The sequence below is a fragment of the Streptomyces filipinensis genome (assembly GCF_014649495.1).
GTDB classification, from domain to species: Bacteria; Actinomycetota; Actinomycetes; order Streptomycetales; family Streptomycetaceae; genus Streptomyces; species Streptomyces filipinensis.
On record NZ_BMTD01000012.1, the window covers coordinates 62,724 to 85,741 of the forward strand.

Below are 23,018 nucleotides of genomic sequence, written 5' to 3' on the forward strand. Positions count from 1 at the left end.
CACACCCGCCACCCCCTCTCCCCCACCGACCGCAGGACGACACGAATGACGCCGCATGACATCCACTGATCAGGCCACACCGCCGAACCCCGGGTCGGTGCCCGCGCAACGCACGGGCTCCGATTCGGACCTCGACCGCATCGCCGGGCGGATCCGCGCCCTGGCGCACCGTGCCCGCGCCGACGGCTCCGACACCCGGGTGCTCGACCATGTCGTCGCCGACCTGGAGCGGGGCGGCGCCACCCTCGCCGGGACCGATCTGGTCGCCGCCTACCCGCCCGAGGTGCTGCTCCCGGACGCGCCCGCGAAGGGCCGCGGCAGCCTGGAGGGCTGGCTCGGCGTCGTCCGTGACGTGCTGGTGTTCGCGCCCATCGCGCTGACCTGGTGGCGGCTGCGCGGGGCCCTGGACGCCTACGACGCGACCCGCAGCAGGGACCCCTTCCTGCTCGGCTGGGCCCGCGGCTTCCCGCAGGGCAGCCCGCCCGCACCGACCACCGTGACCCTCGGCACGTCCGCCCTCCACGTCACGCTGCTCATCCTGGTCGTCGTCGCGCTGACCCTGGCGCTGCACGCCCTGCAGCGCAGCCGGGAACGGCGGCTGTCCCGGGAGGAGGAGCGCGGGCAGCTCGCCACCGAGCTGGCCCTGGCCACGTTCCTGCTCGCCACGCCCGCGCGGCCGGCCGGCAAACCGCTGGACAGCCGCAGCGCGGAGCGGCTCGCCGCCCAGCTCAACGCCGGTACGCAGCAGCTGGAATCGGCGCTGCGCAGGACCTCCGAGGAGATCACGGCGGTCCTGGAGACCGGGCCGGGCAGCAGGATCCAGAGCGCCCTGGACGGCTGGACGAAGACGGTCGACGAACTCACCCGGCTGATCCGGGGACTCACCCCGCCCAGCCAGCTGGCCCAGGACCTGATCCGGATCCGGGAGCAGACCGCCGAGGACGAGGCGAAGCTGCGCGCCGCCATCGAGACGCTCGTCGGCGACCTGCGGCGCGCCCAGGAGACGACCGGGCAGGAGATCCACCGGCACGACCTGGCGGTCGCCGCGGTCCGGGAACTGGCCCGCAGTCTCGGGGAGACGCTGCTGGTCTTCACCGAGCGGGCGGAGAACCTGGTGGACTCCACCCGGAGCATCTGGCAGCTCGTCGACCGCCTCGACAGCCGAGCCGGCCATCTTCCGCCCGGGGGCCTGGACAACGCCGACCCGCCGCCGTACCGGGGGCGGCCATGAGGGGCCGGCCGCCCCAGCCGGCTGCCGTCGGGCGCACCGTGCTGCTCGCCGGGTGGCTCTTCGCCGACCTGCTCCTGCTGCTGCTCGTGATCGCGCTCGGTTCGCTGCCGCGTGAGCAGCGCACCGACGCGACACCGAAGCCCGGCACACCGTCCAGCCCGCCGCCGAGCACCCAGCCGGCGGAGCGCGGGCTGGTGCTCAAGCCGTGCAGCTTCACCGTGCGGACGGGCGGCGCCGGGTCCGTGCGGAAGCAGTTCGGCACGCAGCTGCGCGGGGCCGGAGTGGCGAACCGTACGGCGGGTTTTGTGCTCTCCTTCGGTACGGCTCCGGATCCGGGGCCGGGCCAGGAGGCCGCCGACAAGGTCAACTCGATGATCACCGGCGGGTTCTCCCACTTCAGGCACGCGCCCAAGCGGGGCTACTGGAAGGGCGGGCCCTCCGGCAAGGTCAGGATCGACGTCTTCTTCCTCGCCACGGCCGACGGCGACACCTCGTTCCCGAAAGGGTGTCACTCCTCCGACGACGACAGCTGACCGACCGGGTTCCCGGTGGCGGCCGGACCGCGGCGGGCGTCACGGGGGCGGGGCCTGGACGCCCGGGCGGAACTTGGGGACGCGGAGGGTGATCTTCGTGCCCGCGCCGACGCCCGTCTCGATGACGAGGCCGTGGTCGTCGCCGTAGACCTGGCGCAGCCGGCGGTCGACGTTGCTCAGGCCGATGCCGGTGGCGGGTCCGGCGGTACCGCGCAGGATGGCGCGCAGGCGTTCCGGTTCCATGCCGACGCCGTCGTCCTCGATGACGACCCGGGCCTCGGTTCCCTCGTCCTCGGCGGTGATCGTGACGTTGCTGCGTTCCACGGTCTCCTCCAGGCCGTGTTTGAGGGCGTTCTCGACGAGCGGCTGCAGACAGAGGAAGGGCAGGGTCACGGGGAGCACCTCGGGGGCGATGCGCAGGGTGACCTTCAGGCGCCGGCCGAAGCGGGCGCGGGCGAGTTCCAGGTACTGCTCGATGGAGCGCAACTCCTCGGCGAGGGTGGTGAAGTCGCCGTCCCGGCGGAAGGAGTAGCGGGTGAAGTCGGCGAACTCCTGCAGGAGTTCACGGGCGCGCTCGGGGTCGGTGCGGACGAAGGAGGCGATGCTCGCGAGGGAGTTGTAGACGAAGTGCGGGGAGATCTGGGCGCGCAGGGCCCGGACCTCGGCCTCGTGGGCGCTGGCGCGGGCCCGGTCGAGGCCGGCGAGTTCGAGTTCGAGCGAGAGCCGGCGCGCCGCTTCCTCGGTGGCCCGGAGCAGTGTGCCGGACTCGGCGGCGGCGAACACGGCGAGGGCGCCGGGGGCGTCGCCGTCGGCCGCGAGGGGCACCAGGACACCCCAGCGGACGGGGCAGCCGGCGTCGTCGCAGGACAGCGGGAAGGCCCGGGTGCGGGGTGGCTGGGCGAGCCGCTGCGCGAGCTGCGCGCGGTGGTGGTCGGCGGCGCCGTCCCAGGCGAGCACGGCGGTGTCGTCGGTGAGGGCGAGGGCGGGGGTGCCGAGCTGCGGGCGCAGCCTGCGGGCGGCCTTGCGGGCGGTGTCCGGGGTCAGTCCGGCGCGCAGGGGTGCCGCGGCGAGCGCGGCGGTGTGCAGCGCCTGGGCGAGGGCACGCGCCCCGTCGCTGTCGGCCGCGTGCTCCCGCTGCCGGCGCGCCGCGCCGTGCCCGAGGGCGACACCGAGCACGAACAGCGCGAGACCGGCCAGCGCGAGGGCCGCGGTGCCGAGGACGGTCATGGGCGCCGGTGAGCCGGCGGGTACCGGCGGAGGGGACTTCTTCGGGCGGGGTGGCTGAAGCGCGCGGAACGGGTGAACACGTCGGCTCCTCGGTCAGGTCGTGGCCGGTCCTGGGCGGGGGGTGGGCGTGGGCTCGGGAAGGTGCAGGCGGGCCATGGTGGTGGCGGTACCGGGTGGGACGCGGTCGCGGGTGGCGAGGGAGATCAGGACCATCGCCGCGAAACCCACGGGCACGGACCACACCGCGGGCCAGGCGAGCAGGGTGTGCAGCCGGCCCGAACGGGCGCCGCCGGCGATGGTGGCCGTCACCGCGGTGAGCGCCGAGCCGCCGCCGAGGAGCAGTCCGGCTGTCGCGCCCGGCGGGGTCAGTCCGCGCCACCAGATGCCGAGGACGAGCAGCGGGCAGAAGGAGGAGGCCGAGACCGCGAAGGCCAGACCGACCGCGTCGGCCACGGGCAGGTCGCCGACCACGGCCGCCGCGGCGGCCGGCACCGCGATCGCGGCCAGGGTGGCGAGCCGGAAGTGCCGGATTCCGAGCCCGGGCAGCACGTCCTGGCCGAGGACGCCCGCGACGGACATGGTGAGTCCGCAGGCCGTGGAGAGGAACGCCGCGCAGGCGCCGCCGGCGACGAGGGCGCCGAGCAGGTCTCCGGCGACCCCGCCGATCAGCCGCTGTGGCAGGACCAGGACCGCGGCGTCGGTGTCGCCGGTGAGCAGCAGGTCGGGGGCGTACAGCCGGCCGAGCACGCCGTACAGGGGCACGAGCAGGTAGAACGCGCCGAGCAGGCCGAGCACGCTCACGGTGGTGCGGCGGGCGGCGCGGCCGTCGGGGTTGGTGTAGAAGCGGACGACGACGTGCGGCAGGCCCATGGTGCCGAGGAAGGTGGCGAGGATGCGGCCGTAGGTGGCGTACAGGCTGTGCCGCTCGCGGTCCGGGGACAGGGGCTCGGCCCAGCTGGAGGGCGCGGTGCGGTCCGGTGCGCGGTCGGGCAGGGGGACGTGGGCGCCGGCCGGGAAGCGCACGGTGGTGTCCGCGCCGATCCGGTGCCGGCCCTCGCCGAGCCGCAGCGAAGTCCCGTGCGCGGGGCGGCCGTCGACGGTTCCGGAGACGGTCACGCGGACCGGCTCGCGCACGGTGAGGGTGAGCGGCCGGTCCACCCGCACCTCGGTGGCGCGGTGGAAGACGGGCCGGTCGTCCCAGGCGGGGGCGGGGGCGTGGTCGGCGCGCCAGGCGAGCAGCAGGAACACCACGGGCACCAGCAGCGCGGTGAGTTTCAGCCAGTACTGGAAGGCCTGGACGAAGGTGACGCTGCGCATCCCGCCGGCGGCGACGGCGACGGTCACCACGGCGGCGACGACCAGTCCGCCGAGCCAGCCGGGGGCGCCGGTGAGCAGCCGCAGGGTGAGGCCGGCGCCGCGCAGCTGGGGCAGCAGATACAGCCAGCCGATGCCGACGACCAGCACCCCGGCGACCCGGCGCACGGCCCGCGACTCCAGCCGGGCCTCGGCGAAGTCGGGCAGGGTGTAGGCGCCGGAGCGGCGCAGCGGGGCGGCGACGAAGAGCAGCAGGACGAGGAAGCCGGCGGTGTAGCCGATGGGGAGCCACAGCATGTCGGCGCCCTGGGCGAGGACGAGCCCGGCGACGCCGAGGAAGGAGGCGGCGGAGAGGTACTCGCCGCTGACCGCGAAGGCGTTGAGGTGCGGGGCGACGGTGCGGGAGGCGACGTAGAAGTCGGAGGTGGTGCGGGAGACGCGCAGGCCGAGCGCGCCGACGAGGACGGTGGCGAGGATCACGGCCGTCACGCCCACGATGCCGTACGTCTGGTTCACCGGCTGGCTCCGGCGGGTGGTCGGCGCATGGTCAGGGGCGTTCCGCGGGGGCGCCGGCGGCCGTGTCGGTCTCGTTGCGTTCGGCGCGGCGGACGTACCAGGCGCCGATGGCCAGCAGGGCGGGATACGGCGCCACGCCCAGGAGGAGCCAGACCGCCGGGGGAACGCGGGGCGCGGCGCCGGCGAGGGGCAGCGTCCGCAGGAGGACGGGGAGCAGGCCGAGCGGCAGCGCGAGGAGGGCCGTGGCGATGAGCGCGGCCCGCAGTTGCCGACGCATCAACCGGCGCAGGCGCGGGTCCGGCCGGGGGTGGGATGAGGGCTCTGGGCGCGCGGCGGTGGTACCGCCGAACGGGCGGGGCGGCCGTCCGGTGACCGTCTCTTCGCGCCCGGTGACCACCTCTCTGCGAGGGACGGACTCCGCACCCATGCCGCTCTCCCCGACGCCGCGGTGATCACCTTGTGCTGCCGCGAGTGTACGCAGCGGGCCGGCGCTCAGACAGCCGGCGGACGCACATCGCCACGGGTCCGTCACCCGGGGACCGCCCCGGCCGCTCAACGCGCCCGGCCGGCCGCGTGCCTGGCCAGCAGGTCCCGCAGTTCCCGGGCGTTGCGCCGGCTCACGGCGAGGACGCGGTCGCCGATCCGTACGGTCACGTTGCCGCCGTCCAGGCGCAGTTCCTCGATGCGGCCGAGTGCGACGAGCCGGCTGCGGTGGATGCGTACGAAGCCGCGGGCGCGCCACTGGTCCTCCAGGGCGGACAGCGCCACGCGTACCAGGTGGCTGCCGTGCGGGGTGTGCAGCCGGGCGTAGTCGCCCTGTGCCTCGACATGGGTGATGTCGGCGATGGGCACGAACCGGGTCACCCCGCCCAGTTCGACGGGGACGTGGTCGCCGAAGGCGGGCGCCGGCTCGGGCGGGGTGCCGGCGGGTGCGGCCGGCCGGGGGCCCTGGCCGGCCAGGACCAGTTCGGCGACCCGGCGTACGGCCTCGGCGAAGCGCTCCTCGCGGAGGGGTTTGAGCAGGTAGTCGACGGCCTTGACCTCGAAGGCGCGGACGGCGAAGTCGTCGTGGGCGGTGACGAAGACGATCAGCGGTGGTGCGGCGAGACGGCCGAGCAGCCGGGCCAGTTCGAGGCCGTCGAGTCCCGGCATGTTGATGTCGAGGAAGACGACGTCGACGGCTCCCGCGCCGTCCGGGCCGTCCTCGGCAAGGTGGCCGAGTCGCCGCAGTGCCTCGGTGGGTCCCGTGGCGGGCACCACGCTGCCGACCCGCGGGTCCCGCCCCAGGAGGTACAGCAGTTCCTCGAGCGCGGGCTCCTCGTCGTCCACCGCCAGCACGCGCAAGGCCACGTCGCTCGCGCTCATCTCCGCAGTCTCCTCCCCTTCGCAACCGCTTACTGGTGCATGGTGGCCCCCAGGGCCGCCGCCGTCGAGATCGCCGACGCGCGGGGACGGCTGCGTCCGCTTCACTTGAGTCCGCTGAGCATGACGCCGCGGATGTAGTACTTCTGCAGCAGCAGGAAGAGGACCAGGACCGGCAGGACGCTGAGGACGAGCCCGGCCATCACGACGGGCATCGTGCGGGTCGGGTCGACGTGGTCCTGAAGGAGCTGGATGCCGACCGGCAGGGTCATCACGTCCGGGTTGGCGGTCGAGACGAGCAGCGCCCAGATGTACTCGTTCCAGGCGTCCACGAAGGTCAGCAGCCCGAGCGTCACCAGGACCGGCGTGGTCTGCGGCAGCACGATCCGCCACCACACGGTGAACTCCCCCGCCCCGTCGATGCGCGCGGCCTCCAGGACCTCGTCCGGGATCGAGACCATGAACTGGCGCGTCAGGAAGATGCCGAAGCTGCTGACCAGGAACGGCATGGCGAGCGCCACGATGCTGACGGTCAGACCCGCTCCGCCGCGCCCCGTCAGGTCGTTGCCGCCCGCCAGCGGCCAGTGCACCAGGATCAGGAAGTGCGGGATGAAGAAGAGGAACGGCGGGAACATCATCGTCGACAGCACCAGGCGGAAGACGAGGTCCCGGCCGGGGAAGCGGAGTTTGGCGAGCGCGTAGCCGGCCAGTGACGACGTGAGCAGCACCGATCCGGTGATCAGGGCGGTGGCGACGACGCTGTTGCGGAAGAGCACCGGCAGATCGAGCTGGTCGACGGCGGCCCGGTAGTTGGACAGGTCGAACGCCTCGGGCAGGAACCGGTACGGCAGCGTGCCGGCCTCCCCCGGCCCCTTGAACGACGTCATCACCATGTCGAGGAACGGCACCACGGTGAGCACGGCGCCGGTCACCACCACCAGGTACGACAGCCACGGGAAACGGCGGCGGTTCACGCGTCCTCCCCCTTGCGCCGGAAGATCCACAACTGCACCAGGGTGACCAGGAGGACCACCACGAACAGCACGAAGGCGGCGGCGCTCGCCGTGCCCCAGTCGCCGTAGCTGAAGGCCTGCCGGTACATCTCCAGCGCGGCCACGTTGGTCGCGTCGCCCGGCCCGCCCTGGGTCATCACGATGATCAGGGCGAACGACTGCAGGCCGGTGAGGAACTGGGTGACGCACACGAACAGCAGGGAGGGCCGCAGCAGGGGCAGGGTGATCCTCCAGAAGACCGTGACGGGCCCGGCGCCGTCGAGCGCGGCGGCCTCGTAGTACGACTCGGGGACGGACTTCAGCCCGGCGGTCAGCACGAGGATCGCCGAGCCGGCCGAGGCCCAGGCCTGGACGACCACCACCGACGGCAGCGCGGTGCCGGGGTCCTGCAGGAACGCCACCGAGCCGAGCCCGGCGGCGTTGAGGACGCCGTTGACCAGGCCCCCCGGCTCGTACATGTACTTCCACACGTTGCCGACGGCGACGACCGTCGTGACGATCGGCAGGAAGTACAGGGTGCGCCACAGCCCCTGGTACCGCAGCCTGTCGATGCAAGTGGCGACGATCACGGAGCCGGCGAGCGCGAGGGCCACGGTGCCCAGGGCGAACAGCAGGGTGTTGGTGAGGATCGGCGCCAGGAACGTCGATCCGTCCGCGAAGAGGCCGGTGAAGTTGTCCGGACCGACGGGATCGATGTCGCCGAGCCGGAACCCGGCCCAGTGGGACATCGACAGCACCAGCGCGAAGCCGAGCGGGAGGATGAGGAAGACGGCGAAGAACAGCAGCGCCGGCGCCAGGAACAGATAGGCGACGACGGCCTGCCGGTGCCGGGTCCGGCCGCGGGCGCCGACGGCCGGCCGGGCGGACCGAGGGGTGGCCGCCGCCCGCTCGGCCGCCTCCGGGGTCAGGGCGTTCACCATGAGCGCGACACCTCCTGGTCCACCTGGCGGCGGATGGTGCGCAGTGCCTCGCCGGCCGACTGCTGGCCGGTCCACAGCGCCTCGATGTTCTTGCGCAGCAGCGTCTTGGCCTGCTGCGCGCCCGGCACGTTCGGCTCCGGCACCGCGTACGCCAGCGCGTCCAGGAACGGGCGCAGGTTCGGATCGCCGCCCGCGCCGCCCTTGCCGACCGCGCCGCCCTTGCCCAGGAGCGTCCGCATGTCGTCGGCGCGGCCGGTCAGGGAGCCCACCGACACCTGCAGGGCGCTCATCCGGGTCACCGACCCACCCTTCCCGGCGCCCGGCACGCGCACCTTCCCGGCATTGAGCCAGCGCAGGAACTCCCAGGCCTCACGCGGGTGTTCACTGGCGGTGTTGACGCCCAGCATGAAGCCGGTGGAGAGCGTGGCGCGCCGGCCGTCCGCGTCGGGGAGGGGCACGGGCGCGACACCGACGTCGCGGTAGTCCCTGCCCATCAGGGGCTTCAGGCTCCCGGTCCACCAGCCGGCGCTGATCACCATGGTCACCTGTCCGGACGGGAACGCCTGGTAGACGTTGACGCCGGGGTCGCTCGCCCCCGCGGCGACGAGCCGGTGCTCCAGGTCGAACACGGCGCGGCCGGCCGGTGCGTCGATGGCGGTGCTCCTGCCGTCGGCGGAGACGAACCTGCCCCCCGCGGCGCTGAGCAGGGCGAGGGTCTGGCCGACGGTGGTGGAGTCGTCGACGGTCGACAGTCCGAAGCCCTGCACCAGCGTGTTGCCGTACCGGTCCCGTCTGGCGGTGCGGTACGCCGTCTCCTCCAGCTCCCGCCAGGTGCGCGGGGGGCCGTCGAGGCCGGCCTCGCGCAGCAGCCGCTTGTTGTAGTAGAGGGCGTACGTCTGTGTCTCGGTGGGGTAGCCGTAGACCCTGCCCCCCACGGACGCGGCGCCGACCGCGGCCGGGCTGTAGCCGCGCCTGATCTCCTCGGCGTGCTCCGGCGGAGCGGGCCGCAGCACGCCGGCCCGGACGAGCTGGCCGTTCCACAGACAGTACGGATGGAGGATGTCGGCGCCCTGGCCCGCGGCCTGCCGGACCATGAACGTGGTGAGCAGGTCGGTGAACTCCACGGCCTTCGTCCGCACCTTGACCCGGTCGTGCGTGGCGTTCCACTCGTCGACCGGTCCCTGCAGGGCCCGCTTGAGCTCCCCGCTCGCGTAGTGGGAGAGCAGGGTGAGGACGACCGGATCCCCGGGGCGCCCGGTGCCCCGGTGCGGCGCGGCGCACCCGGAGGCGAGCAGCGCCGAGGGCAGCGCGAGCGCGAAGTGACGGCGGCTCAGGCCGCGGGCACGGCGGCTGCCGGGGTGCGCCGGCCTCATCGGGCGGCCTCCCGGCGCATCACCCGGAACAGCCGGGTCGTGGTGAAACCCGCCGTGCGGTACAGATGGCCGGCCGGGGACCGCTCGCCGGTCCACAGGAACCACGCGCAGTGCGCGCCGCGTGCCCGCATCCGCTCCAGGACCAGGTGCAGCAGGACCTTGCCGAGTCCGGTGCCGCGCATCTCGGGAAGCACACCGAACGGGCCGAACCGCTCGTCCACCGACTCGTACGCGCCGTGCATCGCCCAGCCGGCCAGGCGGCCCGAGGGGTCCCGGGCGACGACGATCCGGTCGAGCGGCGTGCCCGCGGCCACGCACTCCCGGATCGCGCGCGCCCAGTCCGGGGTGAAGTGGGTGCCGGCGAGCGCGATCAGTTCCACCAGGTCGTCGTCGCTCGGGGTGGCGAACCGGTGTCCCTGCGCGGTCAGTTCGCCCAGGCGGTGCACGACATCGTCCGGGAGGCGATGGCCGACCAGGCCGCGGTCCATCGCCGCCGCCTCGTAGAGCGTGCGAAAGCCCAGGGAGTCGAGGAGCCCGGCCGCTTCCGGGTACGTCTCGGCGTCCAGCCCGGGCAGGATGTAGTTCGGGGTGTACGAGGAGAAGTCCACCCGGGTGCGGCCGTGGCCGTGCAGCCAGTCGAGGGCGTCGGTCAGCAGCCGGCGGCCGAGGCCGCGCCCGCGGGCGGCCGGGTCGACGAAGAAGAACGGGATCCAGCCCTGCTCGGGCTCCAGGTCGGTGCCGGTCATCGCGGTCAGCCGGCGCACCGCGTAGGCGGCGCCGACGACCCGGTCGCCGTGGACGGCGACCCGCAGCCCCTCCGGATCGAAGTTGGCGTCGAGCAGCACCAGGGAGCGGAAGCGGTCCGGGGTGATGGGGTCGGCCGGCGCGCTGCGCCGCCACGCCGCCACCAGCCGCGGGCCGTCGCCCGCCCTGAAGCCTCGCACCTCGGCCCGGGATCTCGTCGTGCGATCGGTCATCGACGGGGTCGTCCTTCCATGCGCGCGGCACGCGGCGGGCGGGAGGTCTCAGGGGTAGAGCAGTGCGTGCTCGCCGGCCCAGTGGTCCGGCGGGGCGGGCGGGTCGCACAGCGGCAGTGGGTCCTCACCGGCGTCGACGGTGCGCCGCAGCCGGTCGGAGCCCCACAGCAGGTCGATGAAGTGGCGGTGTCCCGTTCCCTGCGCGCCGCCGTCCGCCGGGTGCCAGGCGAAGTCGTGCGGGTAGAGCCGGCGCAGCGTGGCGAGCATGGCGACGGCGGTGCGTACGGGAGTGAACGCCTCGCGGTCGGTGATGTGGAGCTGGACCCCGCGCAGCGGCCGTCCGGCGTGTTTGTGGAAGGTCGGGACGTACCGCAGATCACGGAAGTGCACTCCGGGCAGGGCGAGTTCGGCGAGCGAGGGCGCGAACCGGGCGTCGATGTAGGGGGCCCCGACGATCTCGAAGGGCTGTGTGGTGCCCCGGCCCTCCGAGAGGTTGGTGCCCTCGAACAGGCAGGTGCCTGGGTAGACGGCGGCGGTGGCGGGCGTCGGGATGTTCGGCGAGGGCGCGATCCACGGCAGGCCGGTGGCCTCCGCGCGCAGGGCGCGCCGCCAGCCGGTGGCCTCGATCACCGTCAGGTCGGCGGCGGTGCCCGCCGCCCGGGGCACGACCGAGGCGTTGAGATACCGGGCCAGTTCGCCGCAGGTCAGGCCGTGCCGGACGGGTATCGGGGCGCGCCCGACGAAGCTGGCCCAGGCCTCCTCCAGCAGCGGTCCCTCGCTGACGAGTCCACCGAGGGGGTTCGGCCGGTCGGCGACCACGAACCGTACGCCCGTACGGGCCGCCGAGGCCATCAGGTCGCACATGGTCCACACGTAGGTGTAGAACCGGGCCCCGATGTCCTGCAGGTCGTACACCAGGGCGTCGACGCCACTGGCGCGCAGCAGGGCGTCGAGGCGCTCGCCGTCGCGGCGGTAGGTGTCGTGGACGGGCAGGCCGGTGGCGGGGTCCGTCCGGGCGGCCTCGCTCTCGCCGGCCTGGGCGGTGCCGTGCAGCCCGTGCTCGGGGCCGAACAGGGCGGTCAGGCGCGCGCCGGCCTCCAGCAGGGCGGGCGCGGTGGGGCGCAGGTCGGCCAGGACACCGGTGTGGTTGGTGACCAGCCCGAGCCGGCCGGGTCCGGCGAGTGCCGGCGACGCGTGCAGTCGCGCGATCCCGGTCGTCACCGCGGCGCGGTCGTCCGTGCTCATCCTGGGCCCCGTCTGCCGGTGACATCTCGAAGCGGTTGCCGGAAATTTACTGGCTTGTCAGGGAATTTGGCAATGAACCACTCACCGTGGGTGGCCGCGAACTCACTCCGGGCTCACTCCGGGCTCCCTCCGGGCTCACTCCGGGCTCGCTCAGCCTCACTCCGGTACGACCAGCCGTGCCGACTCCCCCGGTCCGACCGGTACGACCCGGTCGCGCAGGCAGACGTCGATGGGTGAGCGGTCGGAGGACGGCACGGTGATCTCCAGCAGGCCGCTGCGCAGGCGCAGATGGACGCCCCAGTGGCCGTGGTAGCGGATGGAGAAGCCGTAGGAGGAGAGTTCGGGCAGCGGGACCGGGTCGAGGCACAGGGCGCCGCCGCGGGTCTCCAGGCCGGTCAGCCCGCGCTGGACGAGGTCGAGGGTGCCGGCCATGGCGCCGAGGTGGATGCCCTCGCCGGTGGTGCCGCCCTGCAGGTCGGCGATGTCACCGCGCAGCGCCTCCTGGACGAAGGCCCAGGCGTCGGCGCGGCGGGCGCGGGCCAGGACCCAGCCGTGGACCAGGCCGCTGAGGGTGGAGCCGTGGCTGGTGCGGTGCAGGTAGTGGTCGACGGTCGCGGTCCAGGTGCGCTCGTCGAGGCGGTAGCCCAGCCGGCCGAACAGCGAGCGGAGTTCGGCCGCCGAGAAGAGGTAGCCGAGCATCAGGACGTCGGCCTGTTTGGACGCCTTGTAACGGTTGACGGTGTCGCCCTCCGCCTCCAGGATCCGGTCCAGGCGCCGGATGTCGCCGTACCGCTCGCGGTAGCCGTGCCAGTCCAGCTCGGCCAGGTCGCCGTAGCCCTCGAACTGGCTGATCACCCCGTCGTGGAAGGGCACGTGGAGGGTGCGGGAGATCTCCTCCCAGCGGGCGGGCTCGTCGTCCCCCAGTCCGGTGCTCTCGGCGAGTTCCCGGCGGCGCGGCTCGGGCAGGAGGTCCAGCAGCTCCAGGGTGCGCGCCAGCACCCAGGCGGCGGTGACGTTGGTGTACGCGTTGTCGTCCAGGCCCGGTGCGGCGGCGCCGGGGTAGGCGTCGTGGTACTCGTCGGGGCCGACCACGCCCCGGATGCGGTGCCGGCCGAGGCGGGCGTCGTAGGCGGCCGAGTCCGCCCAGAACCGGGCGATGTGCAGCAGCATCTCGACGCCCTCGCCGTGCAGGAAGTCGATGTCTCCGGTCGCCTCGCAGTACTGCCAGATGTTGTACGCCACCGCCGAGCCGACGTGGTGCTGGAGCCGGGTGTGGTCCGGCAGCCAGCGGCCGGAACGGGGGTTGAGGTGGAGCTGCTGGGTCTCCTCGCGGCCGTCGCTGCCGCTCTGCCACGGGTAGAGCGCCCCGCGCCGGCCGAGGTCGCGGGCCGCCTGGCAGGCGGCGTCCAGCCGGCGGTGGCGGTAGTGGAGCAGGGCGCGGGAGACCTCGGGCAGGTGCAGGTTGAGGTAGGGCAGGACGAAGAGTTCGTCCCAGAAGACATGGCCGCGGTAGGCCTCGCCGTGCAGTCCGCGCGCGGGAACGCCGACGTCGAGGTCCGCGGTGTGCGGCGAGAGGGTCTGCAGCACGTGGAACAGGTGCAGGCGCAGGATGCTGCCCGCCTCACCGGGGACCTCCAGCGCGGTGCGCCGCCACAGCTGCTCCCACGCCGCGGCGTGCGACTCGACCAGCGCGTCGAAGCCGGGTGCGGCGCCGACCCGGTCGACCGCCGCCTGCAGCGCGTCGCCGATGGCCGGGTCGTGCGAGGTGTGCAGCGCGACGGTCTTGTCGACGGTGACCGTACGGCCGGGCACCAGACGCAGCCTCAGCTGCTGGACCGAGCGCTCGACTTCGGGGACCACTCTCACCGGCGCGTCGACGGTCAGCCGGGCGGCGAGGCCGAACTCGATGCGGGAGGTGCGGGTGTGGCAGCGCAGCCATACGGTGTCGTGGGCGGCGATGCCGGTCCGCACATGGACGAGGTGTCGCCCGTCCAGGTCCCGGTAGCGGGCCACGCCGGAGTTGGTGATCCGCCCGTCGAGTGCGGCCTCGACCTCCAGGTCGAGGCCGTCGCCCTCCACGGTGAACTCGGTGCGCAGCACGGCGAGATGACGGTCAGTCAGGTGGACCAGGCGCAGTTGGCGCACATGGAGCGTGGTGCCGCCGTCCAGGCCGTAGCCGGTGCGGCGTTCCAGCAGGCCGGGGTCGAGATGCAGCACCTGGTGGTGTTCGGTCACGGGGGCGGTGTCCGGGGTGAGCCAGGCACCGTCCGCCGGGCGGAAGCGCAGCGGCAGCCAGTTGGGCAGGTTGACCATGTCCTCGTTCTCGACCCGGCGTCCGGCGACCTGGGAGGTGAGCCGGTCGTAGCAGCCGACCGCGTAGGTGCCCGGGTAGTGGATGTCGTCGGCGGTGCACTCGGGAAGCGCGCCGCGCGTGGCGAAGTAGCCGTTGCCCAGGGTGAACAGGGACTCCCTCAGGCGTTCCTCCTCGGGGCGGTAACCGTCGTACTCCCAGGTCGGTCCCTGCACCGTCACCCCCCGGCGAGCAGGCCGGTGAGGATCCGGTCGGGGGTGAGGGGCAGGTGGCGGAAGCGGATGCCGGTGGCGTGGTGGACGGCGTTGCCGAGGGCGGCGGCGGTTCCCACGATGCCGATCTCGCCGATGCCCTTGCTGCCCATCGGGTTGAGGTGCGGGTCCTCCTCGTCGATCCAGTCGGCCTCGATGGCGGGGACGTCGGCGTGCGCGGGCACGTGGTAGGAGGCGAGGTCGGTCTCGGTGAAGTCGCCGAACGCCGGGTCCAGGGTGCTGCCCTCGGTGAGGGCCATGCCCAGGCCCATGGTCATGGCCCCGGTGAACTGGGAGCGGGCGGTGCGGGCGTTGAGGATCCGTCCGGCGGCGTAGATCCCCAGCAGTCGCCGTACCCGGGTCTCGCCGGTGACGCTGTCGACGGCGACCTCGGCGAAGTGCGCGCCGAAGGCGTGCCGGGCGTACGGGCTGTCGGCGTCGGCCCGCCCGGCGGTGTCGGCGCGGGTCTCGATGCCGTCGGCGGGCAGGGGGCCGGTGTGCGCGGCCAGCCGGGACGCCAGCTCGGCACAGGCCTCGTGCACCGCCCAGCCCCAGGAGGCGGTGCCCATGGAGCCGCCGGCCAGCCAGGCCGGCGGCAGGTCGCTGTGCCCGATCTCGGTGCCCACCCGGTCCACGGGCACAGCGAGGGCGTCGGCGGCGACCTGGGCGAGGACGGTACGGGCCCCGGTGCCGATGTCGGTCGCGTTGATCCGCACGGCGAAGGTGCCGTCGGGCAGGGCCCGGGCGGAGGCGGTGGCCGGGACGGCGGCGGCCGGGTAGGTGGCGGCGGCCACGCCGGTGCCGATGAGCAGCGGGCCCTCGGTGCGGGAGCGGGGGCGGGGGTCGCGCTCGGCCCAGCCGAAGCGGCGGGCGCCCTCGCGCAGGCACTCCACGAGGTGCCGGCTGCTGAACGGCTTGCCGCTGCCCGGTTCGCACTCGGGGTCGTTGCGGACGCGCAGCTCCACCGGGTCCATGCCGAGCGCGTCGGCGAGTTCGTCCATGGCGGACTCCAGGGCGTACATGCCCGGCGCCTCGCCGGGAGCGCGCATCCAGGACGGGCTCGGCACATCGAGCGGGACCACCCGGTGGGAGCTGAGCAGCGCCGGGGCGGCGTACATGACGCGGGCGGGTACCGCGGCCTGCTCCACGAACGCCTTCACACGGGAGGTGTGGGTGGTCGTCTCGTGCAGCACGGCGGTGAGCCGGCCGTCCGTGTGCGCGCCGAGTCGCAGCCGCTGCACGGTCGGGGCGCGGTGGCCGACGGTCGTGGGCAGGGAACGGCGGGGGTAGGCGAGGGTGACGGGCCGGCCGGTGTGCCGGGCGGCCATCGCGGCGAGCACGACGTCGGGGCGTGGGGTGCCCTTGGAGCCGAAGCCGCCGCCGACGTGCTCGGACACGACGGTGATCGTGTCCTCGGGCAGTCGGAACAGCTGGGCGAGCACGGACCGCACGGTCGTACCGCCCTGGCTGGAGGTGTACACGGTGAGCCGGTCCCCGTCCCAGTGGGCGGTGCTGGTGTGCGGCTCCATGGGGTGATTGTGCAGCGGGGGCACCCGGTAGACGGTGTCGACGCGGACCTCGGCGGCGGCGAAGGCGGCCTGCGGGTCGCCGTGCTCGACGCGGCCGGGGTAGCCGGCGTTCGTCTCCTTGGGCTCGTAGGCGTCCCGGTGACCGGGGTCCAGGCCGACGTCGTGGGGTTCGGCGGCACAGGTGACGCGGACGGCCCGGGCGGCGGCGCGGGCCGCTTCGAGGGTCTCGGCGACGGCCAGGGCCACGCACCAGCCCCGGTGCGGCACGTCCGGGCCCTGCAGGACGGCGAGCGTGGCGTCCTCGGGCTCGGCGAGACGGGGCGCGTCATCGGGGGTGAGGACGGCGAGGACGCCGGGCAGGGCGAGGGCGGCCGAGGTGTCGACCGCGGTGACCCGGCCGCGTGCGACCGGAGCGGGCACGGGCCAGGCGTGGGCACGCCCGGGCAGGTGGTACTCGGCGGCGTAACGGGCGGCACCGGTGACCTTCTGCCGTCCTTCCCGGCGCTCGACGGGGGCGCCCAGGCTGGTCGCGGTCATGGGATCCTCCTGCCTGCTCCCTGTGCTCAGGCCGCCGCGGGGGCCGGGGCGAGACGGTTGAGGACGTCCAGGGCGAGGTTGTGGGCGAGGGACACCTTGTAGGCGTTGTCCCGCAGCGGCTCGGCGTGCATGAGTTCCAGGTCCACGGCGCCTTCGAAGGCGGCGGGGGTGGCGTGGGCGCCCAGCAGGGCCAGCTCGGCGTGCCGGGCCCGCCAGGGCCGGTGGGCGAGTCCGCCGAAGGCGATGCCCGCCTGGTCCACGACGCCGTCGGCGACCCGCAGCACGACGGCCACGGAGGCGAGGGCGAAGGCGTACGACGCCCGGTCGCGGGCCTTGCGGTAGGCGGACGGGACACCGGCGGTCCCGGCCGGGAGCAGCACGCCGGTGATCAGTTCGCCGGGGCGGATCCAGGTGTCCCGCTCGGGGTGCTCACCCGGCAGCCGGTGGAACTCGGCCGCCGGCAGCCGCCGGGTGCCCTCGGTGCCGTACAGCTCCACCTGGGCGTCGAGGGCGGCGAGGGCGACGGCCATGTCGGACGGCTGGGTGGCGATGCAGTGCGGGGAGTGGCCGAGGACCGCGTGGTCGCGGTGGACGCCGTCCAGAGCGCTGCAGCCGCTGCCGGGCTCGCGCTTGTTGCAGGGTTTGTCCAGGTCCTGGAAGTAGGGGCAGCGGGTGCGCTGGAGCAGGTTGCCGCCGGTGGTGGCGGCGTTGCGCAGCTGACCGGAGGCGCCCGCGAGGAGGGCCTGGGACAGCGCCGGGTAGCGGTCGCGGACGCGCGGGTCGGCGGCCAGGTCGCTGTTGCGGACGGTGGCGCCGGCGCGCAGGGAGCCGTCGGGCAGCTCCTCGATCGTGTCCAGCGGCAGCCGGCCCACGTCGATGAGGACGGCGGGGCGCTCGACGCCGAGCTTCATCAGGTCGACCAGGTTGGTGCCGCCGGCCAGATAGCGGGCGCCGGGGTGGGCGGCGTAGGCCTCGACGGCCTCCTGGACACTGTCGGGTCTGAGGTATCCGAAGCTTTTCACCGGATCACGTCCTCCACCGCCTCGACGATGCGCGGATAGGCGCCGCACCGGCACAGGTTGCCGCTCAGGCGCTCGCGGATCTCGGACCGGTCCAGCGGTACGGGCCGCCCGGAGGGGGTCGCGGGGTCGGTGACCTGGGAGGGGTGGCCGGCCGCGGCCTCGGCGATCATGCCGATGGCGGAGCAGATCTGCCCCGGCGTGCAGTAGCCGCACTGGAAGGCGTCGCGGTCGAGGAAGGCCCGCTGCAGCGGGTGCGGCTCCTCGCCGTCCCCGCCGAGGCCCTCGACGGTGGTGATCTCGCTGCCGTCGAGGGCGACCGCGAGCAGCAGGCAGCTGTTGACGCGCCGGCCGTCGGCCAGCACGGTGCAGGCGCCGCACTGGCCGTGGTCGCAGCCCTTCTTCGACCCGGTGAGACCGAGGTCCTCCCGGAGCAGGTCCAGCAGGGTGCGCCGGTTGTCGATGTGCAGGGTGTGGGGCTTTCCGTTGACCCGGAGGGTGATCTCCGAGTCCGGAGCCGGTTTGTTTGCGCTGGTCATGGCAGGGGTGACCTTCCGGACGGGCCCTGGTGCCGTGCAGACCGCGTATCCAGGCGGCGCCGCCTCACACGTCTCAGCCGCGCGCGGCTCCCGCCTCGGCCAGCCTGTCGGTGACGTCCGCGGTGTCCTGGGCGGGCGGTGCGCTGACCTCCGCCTCGGTGCCGAAGCCGGAGAAGCGCAGCACGGTGGTGCTCACCATGGTGGTGTTCCCCCGCCCCGGGGTCCTGCCCTTGAGCGGGTGCAGGGTGAGCCGGACGCTCTCCCGCCGCAGCCGCCCCGGGCCGTCCAGCCACAGGTCGACCGGGAGGGAGGACGTCCCGAGCTGCTGCCGCAGCTCCCGTGCGCGCGCGGCGTCGCCCCGGGACAGCGCGGAGACGGGCACGGACACCCGGTAGTGCGTGGTGCGGGTGCCGTCCAGGGTCTGCTCGCCCAGGCGGGTGACGTTCCGGGAGCTCACGTTCCTGAGGTACCGCACGGGTTCGGCCGGGTCGCTCACCCGGGACTGCCCCGCCGATCCCTTCGCGGCCAGCCGCCTGAGGTCGATCTTCAGCCAGGTCCTGCCGCCCGGGACGGCACCGCGCTGCCTGCCCGAGGGCTTCTGGTAGACCACGCCGTCCAGGACGCGCTGTTCGATGGTGGTGCCCTGCGAGGCCAGGGTGACCCGGCTGGCGCCGTCCTTCAGGTCGGCGACGCCGCTGCCGCGGGCGGTGAGGGTCTGTCCGTCGGCCTCGGCCGTGCTGGTGACGGTCAGCTTCGCGGTGCCCGCGGCCACCGTCGTGCGGTAGGCGTCCTGGACGGCGCGCACGGGCGGGGTCGCGCTGCGCTGGTGCTGCGCGTCCCCGCCCGCCCTGGTGCCGTCCCCGCTGCCGCAGCCGGTCAGCCCGGCGGCGAGCACGAGGACGGCGGCGGCACTGGCGATCCGGGCGTTCGACACGGTGAGAGCCTCCTGGGCAAGTCGGGCTGTTTCCCACGCACTTGGCCCGCTCCTGGTTTCCCTCTTCCGTGTCGCTCACTCCCGTCCGGTCACGGACAGCGGACGAGGGCCGCCCCGTCCGAGGCCGCGCCAGGACGGCCAGGGGCACGGCTGCGGGCAGGGCTCTGGCCGTGGGGGGCCTTTGGCGTGGGGGTGCGGACCGACGCCCGTGCACCGTCCGGGGGTTGCGGTGGCTGCGGGCTCCGTTCAACGCGTGAAGCCAAAGGTCCGGACCAGCCCGGTCCAGAGGGCGGGCGACACGGCTCGGCCGGGGGCGCCCGGGAAGGGGCGCGGGGCTGTGCCGGTATGCGGCTCCGCCGTGGGGACGCGACCGGCCACGGCGACCCGCGGCCGGCAGCCGGCCCCCACCCCCCTGCGGCGGAACCCGGCCCCGCTCACACCGACGGCGCCTCCGCGAACTGCGTCCGGTGCAGCTCCGCGTACCTTCCTCCAGCCGCCAGCAGACCCTCGTGCGTGCCGCGTTCCACGATCCGCCCGGCCTCCACCACCAGGATCTGGTCGGCGGCCCGGACCGTGGACAGCCGGTGGGCGATCACCACGGCCGTACGTCCCTCCAGGGCCTCGGCGAGGGCCTCCTGGACGGCCGCCTCGGAGGTGTTGTCCAGGTGGGCGGTGGCCTCGTCCAGGATGACCACGCGCTGACGGGCCAGCAGCAGCCGGGCGATGGTCATCCGCTGGCGCTCACCGCCGGAGAGCCGGTAGCCGCGCTCGCCGACCACCGTGTCGAGTCCGTCGGGCAGCGACCGTACGACCTCGGCGAGCCGGGCGCGGCCGAGCGCGTCCCACAGCTCCTCGTCCGCGGCGTCCGGGCGGGCCAGCAGCAGGTTGGCGCGGACGGAGTCGTGGAAGAGGTGGCCGTCCTGGGTGACCATGCCGAGCGTGCCGCGCAGGGAGGCGGCCGTCAGGTCGCGGACGTCCACCCCGCCGACGCGTACGGCGCCCGCGTCGACGTCGTACAGGCGTGGCAGCAGCTGGGCGATGGTGGACTTGCCGGCACCGGAGGAGCCGACGAGGGCGATGGTCTGGCCGGGTTCGGCGCGGAAGGAGACGCCGTGCAGGACCTCGGCGCCGCCGCGGGTGTCGAGGGCGGCGACCTCCTCCAGGGAGGCGAGGGAGACCTGGTCGGCGGCGGGGTAGGCGAAGCGGACGTCGTCGAACTCGACGGCGACCGGACCCTCGGGGACCTCGACGGCGTCCGGCTTCTCCTCGATGAGCGGCTTGAGGTCCAGCACCTCGAAGACCCGCTCGAAGCTGACGAGCGCGCTCATCACCTCGACCCGCGCCCCGGCGAGCGCGGTGAGCGGGGCGTAGAGGCGGGTCAGCAGCAGGGCGAGGGAGACGACCGCGCCGGCCTGCAGGGTGCCGCGCAGCGCGAACCAGCCGCCGAGGCCGTAGACCAGGGCCAGGGCGAGGGCGGAGACCAGGGTGAGGGAGGTGATGAAGACCGACTGCGCGGTGGCCGTGCGCACCCCGATGTCCCGGACCCGGGCGGCGCGGGCCGCGAACTCCGCGGACTCCTCGCCGGGGCGGCCGAACAGCTTGACCAGGGTGGCGCCGGGCGCGGAGAAGCGCTCGGTCATCCGGGTGCCCATGGCCGCGTTCAGCGCCGCCGCCTCCCGCTGCATGCGCGCCATCCGGCTGCCCATGCGGCGGGCGGGCAGCACGAACACCGGGAGCAGCAGCAGCGCGAGCAGGGTGATCTGCCAGGACAGCGTGAGCATCACGGCGAGGGTCAGCAGCAGGGTGACCAGGTTGCTCACGACGCCCGACAGGGTGTTGGCGAACGCCCGCTGGGCGCCGATCACGTCGTTGTTGAGACGGCTGACCAGCGCGCCCGTACGAGTCCGTGTGAAGAACGCCACGGGCATGCGCTGCACATGATCGAACACAGCCGTTCTGAGGTCGAGGATGAGTCCCTCCCCGAGCATCGCCGACAGGCGGCGTCCGAGGATGCCGAGCCCCGCCTCCGCGAGGGCGACGAGCGCGATGAGCAGGGAGAGCCGGACCACCGTGCCGGAGTCGTGCCCCGCCACGATCGCGTCGACGACGCGGCCGGCGAGCACGGGGGTGGCCACGGCGAGCAGTGCCGTCACCACCCCGAGCAGCACGAACCGGGCGATGCCCGCGCGGTGCGGGCGGGCGAAGGCGGCGATACGGCGCAGCGTGGCGCGGGCGAACGGACGGCGCTCGGCCTGCGCGTTCATCACGCTGTGCAACTGTGTCCAGGCGGTGGTCTCCATGCTCATGAGAGAGAACGTAGAACCTCGACCTTCGTTGAGGTCAATGTTCCTGCCTTTTCACCCCGCGTTGGGGTGGCACGGCCACCCTCTGCGGATGTGACCGCCGTCCCGCTTCCCCCGCTGCCCCGGGGACGACTCCCCCGTCGCGTCCCCCTCCGCCAGGTGCTGTGCCTGGTGCCGCTCGTGCTCGTCGCCGTGGTCGCCGTACGCAACCGCGCCCTGCTCGCCGAGGGCTTCGGCCAGCTGCGCACCGCCTCCTGGCCGTGGCTGCTCGCGGCGGCCGGAGCCACCTGCCTGACCTGGGTGGCCGCCGCGTTCACCCGCCAGGGCGCGGTGATGCAGCCGCTGCCGAAGGGACGGCTGCTGGCCACCCAGTTCGCGGCGGCCTCGGCCAACCATCTGCTGCCCACCGGGCTGGGCGCGGGCGCGGTGAACCTGCGCTTCATGACCGTGTGCGGGGTCCCGCTGGCCCGCTCCTCGGCCGCGCTCGCCCTGTACCTGCTGGCGGAGTCCGTGGGCCGGCTCGGACTGCTCGGCGTGCTGCTGCTCGCCTTCCCCGACGCGCTGCGGCTCGGCCCCCTGCTGCCGGACGGCTCGGCCCTGCCGCTGCTGCTGGGCGCGGCCGGCCTGCTGAGCGCGGCGGCGGCCGTCGTGGCCCTGGTACGACCGCTGCGCACGCGCGTGCACGGGTTCGCCCGGGACGCCCTCGGCGAGGCGCGGTCGGTGCACGCCCGGCCGGCCCGCGCCCTGGCCCTGTGGGGCGGCTCGCTGGCTTTCCCGGCACTGCAGGCGGCCGGCCTCGCAGCGGTCGGCCAGGCCCTCCGGCTGCCGGTGCCGGTGGCCCACATGGCGCTCGCCTACCTGGCGGCGACCGTCGCGGTGGCGCTGGTCCCCACACCGGGCGGCCTGGGGTCGGTCGAGGCGGCGCTGATCGTGGCCCTGGTCGCGGTGGGCGGCCCGGCCGCGGTGGCCACGGCGGTGGTCCTGGCCTACCGCATCATCACGGTGTGGTTACCGCTGCTGCCGGGGGCGCTGACGCTGGGGGCGCTGCTCCGGCTGAAGGTGATCTGAGGCGGAGTAGCCTTCCGCCTCACAAGCAGGCGAGAAGGAGGGTCTCCCGTGCCGGTCCGCGTGGAGCGCAACGAGTACGTCACCACGGTCGTCCTGTCCCGGCCGGCGGCCCGCAACGCGGTGGACGGCCCCACCGCCACCGAACTCGCCTCCGCCTTCCGGGAGTTCGAGGCGGATGACGACGCCCGGGTCGCGGTGCTGTGGGGCGAGGGCGGTACGTTCTGCGCGGGCGCGGACCTGAAGGCGATCGGCACCGAGCGCGGCAACCGGGTGGCGGAGGACGGCGACGGCCCGATGGGGCCGACCCGGATGCGGCTGTCGAAGCCGGTGATCGCGGCGGTGTCCGGGCACGCGGTCGCGGGCGGCCTCGAACTCGCCCTGTGGTGCGACCTGCGGGTCGCGGAGGAGGACGCCGTGTTCGGGGTGTTCTGCCGGCGCTGGGGCGTGCCGCTGATCGACGGCGGCACGGTACGGCTGCCCCGGCTGATCGGAGCCGGCCGGGCCATGGACATGATCCTCACCGGCCGCCCGGTACCGGCCCGCGAGGCGCACGAGATCGGGCTCGCCGACCGTGTGGTGCCCACGGGGCGCTCCCGCGCCGGGGCCGAGGCGCTGGCCGCGGAGATCGCCCGCTTCCCGCAGGCCTGTCTGCGCAGCGACCGCGCGTCGGTCCTAGACCAGCAGGGGCTGGACGAGGAGACGGCGATGCGCGGTGAACTCCGCCATGGCCTGGGCGTGCTGGCCCAGAGCACCGAGGGAGCCGCCCGCTTCGCCTCGGGCGCCGGACGACACGGATCCTTCACAGACATGTGAGCG

General features: G+C 74.2%; 19 protein-coding genes. 4 read left to right on the forward strand and 15 right to left on the reverse strand.

The features are described from left to right. The first annotated feature begins 55 nt into the window (after positions 1–55). Positions 56–1,231, forward strand: coding sequence for a hypothetical protein (locus IE244_RS25380; protein ID WP_191875883.1), 1,176 nt, complete (start codon positions 56–58; stop codon positions 1,229–1,231). After that, positions 1,228–1,764, forward strand: coding sequence for a hypothetical protein (locus tag IE244_RS25385; RefSeq protein ID WP_191875884.1), 537 nt, complete (start codon positions 1,228–1,230; stop codon positions 1,762–1,764). Before IE244_RS25380 ends, IE244_RS25385 begins: the two co-directional genes overlap by 4 nt. Positions 1,765–1,803: 39 nt before the next feature. Here the strand turns inward: IE244_RS25385 and IE244_RS25390 are convergent, their stop codons facing one another. The 15 genes from IE244_RS25390 to IE244_RS25460 form a co-directional block, all read right to left on the reverse strand. After that, the gene (locus IE244_RS25390; RefSeq protein WP_191875885.1) at positions 1,804–2,991 is read right to left on the reverse strand and encodes a sensor histidine kinase; all 1,188 of its coding nucleotides are present in this window, start codon (positions 2,989–2,991) and stop codon (positions 1,804–1,806) included. 93 nt (positions 2,992–3,084) lie between these two features. Further along, positions 3,085–4,821 (reverse strand): sodium/solute symporter, encoded by a 1,737-nt coding sequence (locus IE244_RS25395; protein ID WP_191875886.1) that lies wholly within the window; start codon positions 4,819–4,821, stop codon positions 3,085–3,087. A 31-nt stretch (positions 4,822–4,852) separates the two neighbouring features. Then, a complete protein-coding gene (locus IE244_RS25400) occupies positions 4,853–5,248 on the reverse strand; it encodes a hypothetical protein (protein ID WP_191875887.1) in 396 nt (131 codons plus the stop codon). Positions 5,249–5,373: 125 nt separating this feature from the next. Next, entirely contained in the window at positions 5,374–6,186 is an 813-nt protein-coding gene (locus tag IE244_RS25405) for a LytR/AlgR family response regulator transcription factor (RefSeq protein WP_191875888.1), read from the reverse strand. Positions 6,187–6,287: 101 nt separating this feature from the next. Next, a complete protein-coding gene (locus IE244_RS25410) occupies positions 6,288–7,157 on the reverse strand; it encodes a carbohydrate ABC transporter permease (RefSeq protein ID WP_191875889.1) in 870 nt (289 codons plus the stop codon). Continuing rightward, positions 7,154–8,116 (reverse strand): carbohydrate ABC transporter permease, encoded by a 963-nt coding sequence (locus tag IE244_RS25415; RefSeq protein ID WP_191875890.1) that lies wholly within the window; start codon positions 8,114–8,116, stop codon positions 7,154–7,156. The genes IE244_RS25410 and IE244_RS25415 overlap by 4 nt, the downstream gene beginning before the upstream one ends. Then, a complete protein-coding gene (locus IE244_RS25420) occupies positions 8,110–9,489 on the reverse strand; it encodes an ABC transporter substrate-binding protein (protein ID WP_229854325.1) in 1,380 nt (459 codons plus the stop codon). Before IE244_RS25420 ends, IE244_RS25415 begins: the two co-directional genes overlap by 7 nt. Beyond that, positions 9,486–10,466, reverse strand: coding sequence for a GNAT family N-acetyltransferase (locus tag IE244_RS25425; protein ID WP_191875891.1), 981 nt, complete (start codon positions 10,464–10,466; stop codon positions 9,486–9,488). Before IE244_RS25425 ends, IE244_RS25420 begins: the two co-directional genes overlap by 4 nt. 48 nt (positions 10,467–10,514) lie before the next feature. Continuing rightward, positions 10,515–11,711 (reverse strand): exo-beta-N-acetylmuramidase NamZ family protein, encoded by a 1,197-nt coding sequence (locus IE244_RS25430; RefSeq protein ID WP_191875892.1) that lies wholly within the window; start codon positions 11,709–11,711, stop codon positions 10,515–10,517. Between the two features lie 156 nt (positions 11,712–11,867). Then, complete coding sequence (locus tag IE244_RS25435) at positions 11,868–14,237, reverse strand: glycoside hydrolase family 65 protein (protein WP_191875893.1); 2,370 nt, start codon at positions 14,235–14,237, stop codon at positions 11,868–11,870. Positions 14,238–14,239: 2 nt separating this feature from the next. Further along, positions 14,240–16,339 carry a xanthine dehydrogenase family protein molybdopterin-binding subunit gene (locus IE244_RS25440; protein WP_191875894.1) on the reverse strand — a complete coding sequence of 700 codons (2,100 nt, stop codon included), beginning with the start codon at positions 16,337–16,339 and terminating at the stop codon, positions 14,240–14,242. 26 nt (positions 16,340–16,365) lie between these two features. After that, positions 16,366–17,361, reverse strand: coding sequence for an FAD binding domain-containing protein (locus tag IE244_RS25445; protein ID WP_191875895.1), 996 nt, complete (start codon positions 17,359–17,361; stop codon positions 16,366–16,368). Further along, entirely contained in the window at positions 17,358–17,897 is a 540-nt protein-coding gene (locus IE244_RS25450) for a (2Fe-2S)-binding protein (RefSeq protein WP_191875896.1), read from the reverse strand. The genes IE244_RS25445 and IE244_RS25450 overlap by 4 nt, the downstream gene beginning before the upstream one ends. 73 nt (positions 17,898–17,970) lie before the next feature. After that, positions 17,971–18,831, reverse strand: a complete 861-nt coding sequence (locus IE244_RS25455; protein ID WP_191875897.1) for an SCO4651 family lipoprotein — start codon at positions 18,829–18,831, stop codon at positions 17,971–17,973. 434 nt (positions 18,832–19,265) lie between these two features. Then, positions 19,266–21,131 carry an ABC transporter ATP-binding protein gene (locus IE244_RS25460; protein ID WP_191876081.1) on the reverse strand — a complete coding sequence of 622 codons (1,866 nt, stop codon included), beginning with the start codon at positions 21,129–21,131 and terminating at the stop codon, positions 19,266–19,268. Between the two features lie 96 nt (positions 21,132–21,227). On the opposite strand from IE244_RS25460, the gene IE244_RS25465 reads away from it, so the two are divergent. Both IE244_RS25465 and IE244_RS25470 read left to right on the forward strand, forming a co-directional pair. Beyond that, on the forward strand, positions 21,228–22,202 hold the full coding sequence (locus tag IE244_RS25465; RefSeq protein WP_191875898.1) for a lysylphosphatidylglycerol synthase transmembrane domain-containing protein: 975 nt from the start codon (positions 21,228–21,230) through the stop codon (positions 22,200–22,202). A 48-nt stretch (positions 22,203–22,250) separates the two neighbouring features. After that, positions 22,251–23,015 (forward strand): crotonase/enoyl-CoA hydratase family protein, encoded by a 765-nt coding sequence (locus tag IE244_RS25470; RefSeq protein WP_191875899.1) that lies wholly within the window; start codon positions 22,251–22,253, stop codon positions 23,013–23,015. Positions 23,016–23,018: the final 3 nt, after the last annotated feature.